The 11,403-nt window shown below is 69.0% G+C and carries 7 protein-coding genes; 5 read left to right on the top strand and 2 right to left on the bottom strand.

Annotation, left to right across the window (positions count from 1 at the left end; genetic code table 11):
* Positions 1-140 precede the first annotated feature (140 nt).
* The 5 genes from AC1VV3_RS20965 (at position 141) to nagE (ending at position 7,621) form a co-directional block, all read left to right on the top strand.
* Positions 141-878, top strand: a complete 738-nt coding sequence (locus tag AC1VV3_RS20965) for a copper homeostasis protein CutC (protein WP_482962375.1) — start codon at positions 141-143, stop codon at positions 876-878.
* A 196-nt stretch (positions 879-1,074) separates the two neighbouring features.
* On the top strand, positions 1,075-2,121 hold the full coding sequence (locus AC1VV3_RS20960; RefSeq protein WP_482962374.1) for an SIS domain-containing protein: 1,047 nt from the start codon (positions 1,075-1,077) through the stop codon (positions 2,119-2,121).
* The gene (nagA, locus tag AC1VV3_RS20955; RefSeq protein ID WP_482963171.1) at positions 2,118-3,260 is read left to right on the top strand and encodes an N-acetylglucosamine-6-phosphate deacetylase; all 1,143 of its coding nucleotides are present in this window, start codon (positions 2,118-2,120) and stop codon (positions 3,258-3,260) included. The genes AC1VV3_RS20960 and nagA overlap by 4 nt, the downstream gene beginning before the upstream one ends.
* Positions 3,261-3,287: 27 nt before the next feature.
* Positions 3,288-5,882: a phosphoenolpyruvate--protein phosphotransferase gene (ptsP, locus tag AC1VV3_RS20950; RefSeq protein WP_482962373.1), complete on the top strand. Its 2,595-nt coding sequence runs from the start codon at positions 3,288-3,290 to the stop codon at positions 5,880-5,882.
* Complete coding sequence (nagE, locus tag AC1VV3_RS20945; RefSeq protein WP_482962372.1) at positions 5,879-7,621, top strand: N-acetylglucosamine-specific PTS transporter subunit IIBC; 1,743 nt, start codon at positions 5,879-5,881, stop codon at positions 7,619-7,621. Before ptsP ends, nagE begins: the two co-directional genes overlap by 4 nt.
* 72 nt (positions 7,622-7,693) lie before the next feature.
* On the opposite strand, the gene galA is transcribed toward nagE, so the two are convergent.
* Together galA and AC1VV3_RS20935 are read right to left on the bottom strand one after the other, a co-directional pair.
* On the bottom strand, positions 7,694-10,624 hold the full coding sequence (gene galA, locus AC1VV3_RS20940) for a beta-galactosidase GalA (RefSeq protein WP_482962371.1): 2,931 nt from the start codon (positions 10,622-10,624) through the stop codon (positions 7,694-7,696).
* Positions 10,621-11,361: a GntR family transcriptional regulator gene (locus AC1VV3_RS20935; protein WP_132267313.1), complete on the bottom strand. Its 741-nt coding sequence runs from the start codon at positions 11,359-11,361 to the stop codon at positions 10,621-10,623. Before AC1VV3_RS20935 ends, galA begins: the two co-directional genes overlap by 4 nt.
* Between the last annotated feature and the right edge of the window lie 42 nt (positions 11,362-11,403).

The following is an 11,403-nucleotide window of genomic DNA, read 5'->3' as shown; positions in this document are numbered from 1 at the left end:
CGCTGTTGCCCAAGCGGTGAAGCGCTCAAGCAGTCGGCGCGGGATGGGGTAGTGCGAAAGGCCAAACTATGTCCAATTCGTCGGCAACCGAATCGCCCCGGAGAAAATCGCGGGGCGTAGCGTCATGAGGAAGCGGCGAAGTGCTTGAAGTCTGTGTCGAAGATGCCGCGGGCATTGCCGCGGCGGTTGCCGGCGGCGGAGACCGCATCGAGCTTTGCAGCGGGCTCGCCCTGGGCGGTCTGACGCCTGCGCAATCGCTGGTCCACCTTGCAGCGGCCGCGCCGATCCCGGTCCACATGCTCTGCCGCCCGCGTGAGGGCGACTTCGTCTATGATGGGCAGGAAGTCGGCCAGGTGATAGGCGATATTGATCTGGCGGCGCAGGCCGGGCTGGCCGGCGTCGTGATCGGCGCCGGGTCGGCGCAGGGTCTGGACCTTGCGGTTCTGGGCGCGTGGATCGACCATGCACGGCGCGCCGGCAGCGCGCGCGGGGCTCGGCTTTCCCTCACCCTGCACCGGGTCTTCGATCTGCTGGACGACATGGAGGCGGGTCTGGAGCAGGCCGTGGCCCTGGGCTTCGATCGGATCCTGACTTCGGGCGGGGCCGTCCGGGCGCCTGACGGTGTGGCCATGCTGGCGCACCTGCAGGAACTGGCGGCGGGTCGGATCGTCATCCTGGCCGGCGCGGGGGTGTCTCCAGAGGCCGTTCCCGCGCTTCGCTCCGCTGGAATCGCGGAGTTTCACGCCTCTTGCCGCACGCCGGGGGAGTCAGGTTCCGGCGGTGCGCGGCTGGAGGAACTGGGGTTTCAGAAGGGGCCAAGGGCGCTGACCAGTCCTGCGCAAGTGGCCCGGTTGAAACGCGCTATCGAACGGACGTGATGGGGGTGAGCGGGGCCGGAAAACCGGTGCTCTACTGGGAGACGTGAAGAAAACGGTCGGAGCCGGTGCAAAACAGTTTGCGCATCGATCGGACTTCGGGAATACCAATATAGAACTTATACCAGATTGGTAGGCCGTCGCTTCCGGCTCGACTTCATGGTCGGCCGGCGACGATGCGCAGGAGAGTCCCCCAAAGATGCTGACTGACACCGCAAGCCCTTCGACCTCCCTCATGGCCCGGGAAGCGGCCGAGGCTGCAGAGACCGTCCGCCGTTTCCTGGAAAACAACCGCGCCGCCCTTGCCGCCCTGGCAGAGGACCTGCGCGCCAATCCGCCCTCGGTGGTGGTCACTTGCGCGCGGGGTTCGTCCGACAATGCCGCGACTTATGCGAAGTACCTGATCGAGACGCTGGCCGGCATCCCGGTTTCCTCTTCCGCGCTCAGCGTGTCTTCCGTGTTCGGCGCGGAGATGCAGCCGGGGCGGGTTCTCGTCCTGGCGATCTCGCAAAGCGGCCGCAGCCCCGATCTGCTGGCCGCGGTGGAGGCGCATCGCCGCGCCGGGGCGCGGGTGGTCGCGCTCGTCAATGACGCGTCCGCGCCGCTGGCCGACCTTGCGCACTGGGTGCTGCCGCTTCACGCCGGCCCGGAAAAATCGGTGGCCGCGACCAAGTCGTTCATCGCCTCGCTGGCCGGGGTGGCGGCGCTGACGGCGCAGTGGACGGGCGATGCCGCGCTCGGCACGGCGCTCCAACGGCTGCCCGCGGGGCTGGAAATCGCTTCGCGCACGGCACCCTTCGATCTGGTGGAAGGGCTTTCCGGGGCGAGCAATCTCTTCGTGATCGCGCGCGGATACGGTTTTGCCGTGGCGCAGGAAGGGGCGCTCAAGCTCAAGGAAACCTGCGCGCTTCACGCCGAGGCCTATAGCGCCGCCGAAGTGCGCCACGGCCCGATGACGATCATCGACGCGGGCTTCCCCATCATTGCCTTCGCCACTTCGGACGCCAGCGGCGAAAGCGTGCGCGAGGCTGCCCGTGAATTCGCGGGGCGCGGCGCGCAAGTCACTCTGCTAGACGCCGCGCAGCCCTTTGCCGAGAGCACGCTGGCCGCGCTTGCGGGCCATGCGGCGCTGGAACCGTTGCTGATGATCCAGGCCTTCTATCCGCAAGTGAACGCGGTTTCGCTTGCACGCGGGCTCGACCCGGACAATCCAGCCCACTTGCGCAAGGTCACCGAGACACTCTGATGAAGATCGCCTTCGCCAACGGCAACGTCTACCTGGGCCGCGCCTGGTCGCGGGATGCCGTCGTGACCGTGGAGCAGGGGCGCATCGCCGCGGTCGCGGCGGGCCACGCGCCCGATGAGGCCGACGAAGTCATCGATCTCGCCGGCGGCTGGCTGCTGCCGGGCTTCATCGACGTTCAGGTGAACGGCGGCGGCGGGGTGCTGCTCAACGACGCGCCGACCCCGGAAGGTATCGCCGCGATCGCCGCCGCCCACGCGCGGTTCGGCACGACGGCGATGCTGCCCACCCTCATCAGCGCCACGCCCGACGTGATTGCGAGAGGTCTCGACGCCGCGGACGAGGCCATTGCGGCGGGAGTTCCCGGCTGCATCGGCATCCACGTCGAAGGGCCGGTGCTCAACGCGAAGCGGCGCGGCATCCATTCCGAGGGCAACTTGCGCAAGCTGGACGACGCCATGGTCGACCTGCTCATCAGGCCCCGCGCGGGCCGCGTGCTCTTCACTATCGCGCCGGAATATCTCCACGCCGATCAGGCAAGGGCGCTGATCGCGGCGGGAGTCGTGCTGGCGATGGGCCACTCCGATGCCGATTACGAGACCGCGCGCGCGGCCTTCGGCATGGGCGTGACGGGCGTGACGCACGTGTTCAATGCCATGTCGGCGCTGCACCATCGCAATCCCGGCGTGGTCGGCGCGGCGCTGGAGAATCGCTCGGCCTGGTGCGGGCTGATCGCCGACGGCTACCATGTCCATCCCGCCGTCATGCGCATCGCATTGGCGAGCCGCCCGCTCGACCGTTTCGTGCTGGTCACGGACGCTATGCCCTGCGTGGGTTCGGACCTTGAGCGTTTCACGCTCGACGGCCGCGAGATCACCGTGGCGGATGGGCGCTGCGTGGGCGCCGACGGCACGCTCGCGGGTGCCTCGCTGGACATGGCCGGCGCGGTGCGCAATGCCGTGGACATGGCGGGCCTCTCGGTGGCGCAGGCGGTCGATATGGCCACCGTGCAACCGGCCGAATTCCTGGGCATCGCCGCGGAAAGAGGCACGATTGCCGCCGGACGCACCGCCGACTTCGTCCAACTCGACCGCGCCATGGCGCCGCTGGCGACCTGGATCGCGGGCGAGCGGGTATTCTGATCCGATCACGGGGAAATAGCCAATCCGATGACCGCCGCCGTTGCCCATACCATGACCGCCGACCGCACCAGCCCGTCCGGTGAAGCCGTGATCACGATCCTTGCCCCGCTCGAAGGCTGGCTGGCGCCGCTCGATGAAATTCCCGATCCGGTCTTTGCCGGGGGCATGGTGGGCGATGGCGTGGCCATCGATCCGACAGGGTCCATGCTTCATGCGCCTTGCGCGGGCATCGTGGCCTCGCTCGCCGCGACCGGCCATGCCGTGACCCTTCGCCTCGAAGAAGGCGCGGAAGTGCTGGTCCACCTCGGCGTCGATACCGTGGCCATGGCCGGACGTGGTTTCACGCCGCTGGTGGTGGCGGATGCGGCCGTGGCGGCAGGCGACCCGCTGGTGCGCTTCGATCTCGACGCCGTGGTGACCGGCGCGCCGAGCGCGATGACGCCGGTGCTCCTGTTGGCGGGCGAGGAATGGGCGTTGGACTGGAAGCGCGCGCCCGGCCCGGTCGCGGTGGGCGAGGCGGTGATGACCTTGCGCCGCCTGGCCGCTTCCGCGAACGGCGGGGCGGAACAGTCCGAAACACCTGACGGGGAACTGGTGCGCGAGCTGCTCGTGCCGCTGCGCCACGGCATCCACGCCCGCCCGGCCGCACGTCTGCGGCAAGTGGCGACCTCGTTCGAGGCGGCCGTGCGCGTGGAGATCGCGGGCAGGTCCGCCAGCTTGCGCAGCCCCGTGGGCGTCCTGGCGCTGGGCATCGCGCTGGGCGACCGGATTTCGCTTCACGCGCGCGGCGCGCAGGCCGCCCAAGTGCTCGACGCCTTGGCCGCCCTGATCGCCGGCGGCATGGGCGAACTGGCGGAAGAGGGCGAGCAAGCCGCCCCGCCGCCGGTGCGCGCGGCCGCAGCGCCGGTGCAGCGCCGCGTCACGCAGGTTGCGGCTGATGGTACGGTGGCCGGAGTGGTCGCCGCGCCGGGCCTGGCCGTGGGCCGCGCGGTCCACTACCGCCTGGGCGAGATCGCGGTATCCGCAGGCTCCGGCGATCCTGCCACCGAACGCGCGGCGCTGGACCAGGCCTTGGCGGCCTTGCGCGCAAAGATCGCGCGGGAGAGCGAAGGCGCGGCGCAGCATGCGGCCTCGATCCTCGCGGCCCATGCCGTCATGCTGGAGGACGAGGACCTGCTCGCCGCCGCGCATGAAGCCATGGCACAAGGCAAGAGCGCCGGGGCGGCCTGGCGGCTTGCCATCGGCGAGCAAGTCGATCTCCTGCTGCGTTCCGGCGATCCCCGACTGGCCGAGCGGGTGGACGACATGCGCGATCTGGAACGGCAGGTGTTGGCGGGGCTGAGCGGCGGCGATGCCACGGGCTTCGCGCTTCCCGAGGAGGCGGTGCTTCTGGCCGAAGACCTGCTGCCTTCGCAGCTCATGGCGCTCGATGCCGGGCGTCTCGCCGCGATCTGCCTGATCAACGGCGGCCCGACCTCGCATGTCGCCATCCTCGCGGCCGGTCTTGGCGTGCCGATGCTGGTGGCGATGGGTACCGCGCTCGACGACATCGCGGACGGTGCGCCGCTGGTGGTCGATGCCGCCGCCGCCCGGTTGGAGACGGCCGCGTCGCAGGCGCGGATCGACGGCGTTCGCGCGCAGATCGCCGCGCAGGCCGCGCGCCGCGTCGCAGCGCTGGAAGCGACCGGCCCCTGCCACACCGCAGACGGCAACCGCATTGAAGTCTTCGCCAATCTCGGCTCGCTGGCCGATGCACGGCAAGCCATGGCGAACGGCGCCGAAGGATGCGGTCTGCTGCGCAGCGAATTCCTGTTCGTGGATCAGCCCCGCGCGCCCAGCGCCGCTGAACAGGGCGAAACGTACCAGGCGATCGCCGATGCCCTGGAAGGCCGCCCGCTGATCGTGCGCCTGCTGGATATCGGCGGCGACAAGCCTGCGCCCTTCCTGCCGATGCCGCAGGAGGAAAACCCGGCCCTGGGCCTGCGCGGCATTCGCGTCGGCCTTGCTCATCCCGATTTGCTGGAAGCGCAGGTCGAGGCGATCCTGCGGGTGCGCCCGGCCGGGCAATGCCGGATCATGGTGCCGATGGTGGCGAGCCTTTCCGAACTGCGCGCCGTGCGGGCGGTGGTGGAAAGCGTGGCGGCCCGACTGGGACTGGCGGGGCCGGTTTCGCTGGGCATCATGGTGGAAACGCCCGCCGCCGCCGCCACGGCGGACATCCTGGCGCGAGAGGCCGATTTCCTCTCGGTCGGCACGAACGATCTCACCCAATACGCCCTGGCCATGGACCGCGGCAATGCGGCCGTGGCCTCTGCCATCGACGGTCTGCACCCGGCGGTGCTGCGCCTGATCGGCCTTACATGCGAAGGCGGTGCGCGCCATGGCCGCTGGACCGGCGTTTGCGGCTCGCTGGCATCGGACCCGCTGGCCGTGCCGCTGCTGCTGGGTCTCGGCGTGGGGGAACTGTCCGCCACGCCGGCGCAAGTTCCCGATATCAAGGCGCTGGTTTCGGCGTTGAGCCTGGAGGACTGCCGCGGGCTTGCGGCACGGGCGCTGGAATGCGCCTCGGCCGGGGAGGTGCGCGCATTGTCACGCGAATTTCTGAAGGAGCAGGGGGCATGAGGCGGGTTCTCGAAACATTGCAGCCGCTGGGCCGTGCGCTCATGCTGCCGATCGCGGTCCTGCCGGTAGCGGGCCTGCTGTTGCGGCTGGGCCAGCCCGATCTGCTCGACATCGCGCTGCTGAGCGCGGCGGGCGATGCGCTGTTTTCGCACCTCGGCCTGTTGTTCTCCATCGGCGTCGCCACGGGCTATGCGCGCGACGGCAATGGCGCGGCCTGCCTTGCAGGCATCGTCTGTTTCCTGGTCGCTACCGAAGGCGCCAAAGTGCTCATGCCGGTACCGCCCGGGATCGATCCCGCGCTGTCGAAGGATGCTTTCGCGGCGGCGGTAGCGGCGGCCAAGAGTCAAGCCATCGGGCGGCTCGACGTGCCGATCGGCATCGTCTCGGGCCTGATCGGCGGCAATTTCTACAACCGCTTCTCGGGCATGAAGCTGCCGGAATACCTCGCTTTCTTCGGCGGGCGCCGGTTCGTGCCGATCGTCTCGGGCGTGGCCGGCCTGCTGCTGGCCTGCCTGGTCGGTCTGGGCTTCCAGCCGATCGCCACCGGGATCGACGGCGTCAGCCACGGCATCACCGGCCTGGGCGGAGCGGGCCTGTTCCTGTTCGGCCTGATCAACCGCCTGCTACTGGTGACGGGCCTCCATCACGTCTTCAACAACCTGTTCTGGTTCGTGTTTGGCGACTACAACGGCGCCCACGGCGACATCCGCCGCTTCTTCGCGGGCGATCCGACCGCCGGCAGCTTCATGACCGGCTTCTTCCCGGTCATGATGTTCGGCCTGCCCGCGGCCTGCCTGGCGATGTACCGCGCGGCGCGGCCCGAGCGGCGCAAGGCGGTGGGCGGCATGTTCTTCAGCCTGGCCCTGACCTCGCTGCTGACCGGCGTTACCGAGCCCATCGAATTCAGCTTCATGTTCCTCGCCCCTGTGCTTTACGCGATCCACGCGGTGCTGACCGGCCTTTCGATGTGGCTGACCGATGCCCTTGGCATGCATCTGGGCTTCGGGTTTTCGGCGGGCCTGTTCGACTATGTCCTGAACTTTGGCAAGGCGACGCGCCCGCTGCTGCTGCTGCCGGTGGGGCTGGTCTATTTCGCGGTCTATTACGGCGTCTTCGCTTTCGCCATCCGCAAGCTGGACCTCAAGACCCCCGGGCGCGAGGACGAGGATGTGGCGGCTCCGGCCCCGACCTCGGCCCTGGCGGCCGGAGAGAACCCGGCCGGCGACACGCGCGGCGGCGCCTACCTCGCCGCGCTGGGCGGCAGCGGCAATCTGGTGGAGGTTTCCGCCTGCACCACGCGCCTGCGCCTCATCATCGTCGATCACGGCGCGGTGGACGAAGCGCGGCTCAAGGCGCTGGGTGCGCGCGGAGTGATCCGCCCTTCGGACAAGGCGCTGCAGGTGATCCTCGGCCCCGTGGCCGACATCGTTTCGGTGGAGATCCGGGAAGCCATAGCGGCGGGCCCTGCGCCCATGCCGCAAGTCGCGCGCGCCGCGGGGGCTGCGCAGGGCGCACAGCAGATGCCGCTTCCGGCAGCTCTGGTCGAGGCTCTCGGCGGCGCGGCCAACTTGCGCGGTGCGGCCCGGTACGGCAATCGCCTGAGAGTGGAACTCGCGGATACCGCCGCCATCGACGCGCCCGCGCTTACTGCCGCGGGCGTCCGCGCCCTGGGCAGGACTGAAGCTGCGGCGATCCACTTGCTGTTCGCTGCGGCCGATCTGGACCGGCTTGCCGCCTGACTCTTTGCTTCGGCCGCCCATGCTCCCGGGGTTCCGGGGTCATGGGCGGACGATCAAAGGGCGGCGCCTGGATCAGGCGGAGACGTAGACCCTGCCGGTCAGACCGCTGGCGGCGCCTTGCGCGGCCTCGATCAGGACCACCAGCGTGCGCGCGCCGGTGCCGGCGGAAAGGGGCGCGCTCAGGGGCGCCGGTGCGGCGTCCGTCTTGCGGGCGACGAGCTTGCCGTCGAGCCAGACTTCGGCCGCTCCCGTGATCTGCGCGAAGTGCAGCGTGCCGCCTTCGCCCGCGACTTTGCTCCAGGGCGTGAAGCGGGTGCGGTAACTGCGCCAGCCGCTGCTGCTGGCAGGTGCGGCGATGCCGGAGCGCACGAAGTCCCACGAATTGTTGTCGCCATCCACCGGCGCGAAAGCGGGATCGGGCTTCTGCGCGAAACTGGCAGAGCGGCGCCAGTCGGTGATCGGCATTTCGGCCGGCACCGGCGGCACTTGCGGGCGCGGCGCCCGCGGCGCGCGGGCCAGGGCGAGGCGGGCCGGACGCAGGCCGGCGGTGCTGGCCTCCAGCGTCAGGCGGCGGCCGCTGGCATCACCCTCGACGATGACTTGCGCCAGGCCGTTGAAGAGCGCGCGTTTGCTGCCCTTTTCGCTGGCATGGTCGTTGGGATTGCCGTTGCCGAGGCCGATGATCCGCCCACCGGAGATCGTGAAGTCCACCGGCAGGTTGGCGGTGGGGACGTGGCGCCCCTTGGAGTCGACGCAGTCCACGGTGATCGCCTGCACATCCTCGCCGTCGCTGGCCAGGGCCTGTCGGGCGGGCGTCAGGCGCAGCGCCACGGGGGCGCCGGTGGTCTCGTGGACCGCACGGGCCACGACCTTGCCGCTGCGCAGGGCCAGCGCCTCGATCCGGCCCGGGCGGTAGGGCACCTGGAAGGTATGGCCCATGATGCGGTCGGCCGCGGGGACGCGCTCGATCACTTCCCCGTTCAGGCGCAGTTCGATGGCTTCGGCATTGGTGATCGCGAAGACCTCCAGCGTCTGCCCTTCGCGGCCCGGCGCTTCGTATTCGGGCCAGGTCCAGTGCGGGGCCAGCCAGATCACCGGGGCATCGTCGCGCCAGTGGGCCGAATGGATGCCGAAGGCGGTCTTGGGGAAGCCGCAAAGGTCCATGATGCCGAAGAAGCTGCTGACCGTGGGCCAGGCGTAAGGCGTAGGCTCGCCGTGGTAGTCGAAGCCGGTCCAGACGAAGCCGCCGGCCACGTAAGGCCGCTCGGCGATCATCTTCCAGGTGTCGCGGTGAGTGGCGCCCCAGGAGGCGGCTTCCTTGTCGAACGAGGTGATGACCTGCTGCGCCGGGATGCTCTCGAACGCGCCGCGCGTTGCATAGGCGCTGGTGTCTTCGGAACTGGTGATCGGCTTGTCGGGGTGCAGGGCGTGGAACTTGTCGTAGTCGCCCTGGTAGTAATTGAAGCCCATGACATCGACGACCGAGGAGACGTTCTCGGGGTTGTAGAACGAGCCGTTCATCGCTGCCGTCACCGGCCGCTGCCTGTCCAGCTTGCGCACGGCGGCGCGCATGCGGCGCACCATCTCGACACCGGCATGGGTGCCCTGCATCGGTTCCTCGTTGAACACCGACCAGAGCACGATCGAGGGATGGTTACGGTCGCGCCGCACCATCCATTCGAGCTGCGCCAGATAGTCCGGCGCGGGGTTGAACAGGCGGTTCTCGCCCATGACCAGGAAGCCCAGCCGGTCGCACCAGTCCAGCACTTCCTTGGCGGGGGCATTGTGCGACATGCGGATGGCGTTGCAGCCCATCGCCTTCAGCCGCTGCAAGCGCCAGAGCGCCAGCGCATCCGGGATCGCCGTGCCCACGCCGGTATGGTCCTGGTGGATGCAGACGCCCTTGAGCTTGGTCTCCACGCCGTTGAGCACCATCCCGCGCGCGGGATCGAAGCGCACGGTGCGGAAACCGATGAACTGGCGGCGCGTGTCGACCACCTCGCCATCGTGCAGCAGGTCTACTTCGATACAGTAGAGCACCGGGCTGTCGGGCGACCAGAGCTTGACCGTGCCGGGATCGAACCCGTTGACGACCTGGGCCTGTTCGAGCGGGGGAACCGAGACCCGGCCTCCCGTGCGATGGATTTCCCGGCCATCGGGATCGAGCAGGCGCGTCGATATTTCCGCCTCGGCCATGGTCTCGCCGACGTTGCTCAGGCTGACCTGGACGGGCACGAGCCAGGTGCCGTCATCCTGATGGACCGGGTCGCAATAGACGCCGTCCGTCTCGATCGACACGGCCGGGCGGCTGACCAGCCAGACATGGCGGTAGAGCCCCGCGCCTTCGTACCACCAGCCCTCGCGCGCGGTGGCGTCGACGCGCACGGCGATCCAGTTCAACTCGTCCCCGAAGCGGGCAAAGGGCGTGAGATCGACGATCACGCTGCTGTAGCCGGACCAGGAATGCGCCACTTCGCTGCCGTTCACCCAGATCGTGGCATGCGTGGCGATGCCGTCGAAATGGAGTTCGAGGCGGCGGCCCTTCTGGCTCTCGTCCAGCCGCAACAGGCGGCGATACCAGCCGATGCCGCGCGGACGGTAGCCTTGCGAGACATTGGCGCTTTCGCGCACGTCCTGCGCGATGGCCCAGTCATGCGGGAGATCGACCGCCTGCCAGTCGGAATCGTCGAAGGCGAGGGCCGCGGCGCCGCGCGCGTTGCCGGCTTTCACCGAGAGGTAAGTGGCATTGTGATCGGCCGGTTCGGCAACCGCCACCTCGCCCTCGTGGAAGCGCCAGCCGCGTTCGAGCAGGGTGCGCGAGGGGTCGGTTTCCGGCAGGCGCGGCGATGGTCCGGCAAGAGGCGGGGGCATCGGCAGCCCGTCCGGCATGCCCGGTCCGAATTGCGGTGTGGGCGCGGCAAGGCTTGAGGTCGAAAGGGCAGGCAGCAGGGTCGCGACGGCGCCGGTGGAGGCGCCGCGCAGCAGCAATTCGCGTCTTTTCATGAACCCTCGATCAACTCGGCAACGAAGTCATAGGAATCGCCGCGGTAATAGGAGCGGGTGAATTCCACCGTGCGCCCGTCGCGCAGGAAGCCGTGCCGTTCGATCAGCAGGCCGGCATGGCCGGATTCCACGCCCAGCATCTTGGCGTGTTCGGCGCCGAAGGGCACCGCGCGCAACCGCTGGAGCGCCCGGACCGGGCGGTTGCCGCTCTTTTCCAGCGCGGCATAGAGCGAGTCCCCCACGACATCGAGGCTGGCCAGGCAATATCCCGCAATCGTCGAGATCTCGAGCGCGAGCGGCTCGTCGTCGGCATAGCGGATGCGGGTGAAGCGCAGGACGGTGCTTCCGGGGGCAAGCCCCAGTGCCATCGATTCCTCGGGATTGACCGGGCCGGTCATGCGCGAAACCCAGGCGCTGGACGCGCGCTTGCCGCGCGCGGCCATGTCCTCGCTGAACGAGGTCAGCTTGGAAAAGCTCTTTTCCACGCGAGAGGCCACGAACGTTCCCGCACCGCGCCGCCGCGTCAGCAGGCCTTCCTCGACCAGACCGGCGATCGCCTTGCGCACGGTGATGCGCGAGACATCGTATTCGATGGCAAGGTTGCGTTCCGGCGGGATCGCCTCGGTCTGACTGAGCACGCCTTCGGATATGGCATCGCGGATCAGCTGCTGGAGCTGGATATACAGCGGTGCGGCGTTGTCTTCGCGCAGACGACCAATCCGGTCGGAAAATGACATTCGATCCCCCTTCGGCCCATTCTCTGGGAATGGCTTTACATT

The sequence above is a fragment of the Novosphingobium sp. BL-S-34 genome, assembly GCF_056857015.1.
Note: the sequence above shows the minus strand (reverse complement) of the source record. Positions and strands in the feature narration are given on the sequence as shown.

Bases quoted from the DNA above. Each gene is read 5' to 3' on its own strand.
- AC1VV3_RS20960 (WP_482962374.1), top strand. From the start codon at position 1,075: ATGCTGACTGACACCGCAAGCCCTTCGACCTCCCTCATGGCCCGGGAA.
- ptsP (WP_482962373.1), top strand. From the start codon at position 3,288: ATGACCGCCGCCGTTGCCCATACCATGACCGCCGACCGCACCAGCCCG.
- nagE (WP_482962372.1), top strand. From the start codon at position 5,879: ATGAGGCGGGTTCTCGAAACATTGCAGCCGCTGGGCCGTGCGCTCATG.
- galA (WP_482962371.1), bottom strand. From the start codon at position 10,624: ATGAAAAGACGCGAATTGCTGCTGCGCGGCGCCTCCACCGGCGCCGTC.
- AC1VV3_RS20935 (WP_132267313.1), bottom strand. From the start codon at position 11,361: ATGTCATTTTCCGACCGGATTGGTCGTCTGCGCGAAGACAACGCCGCA.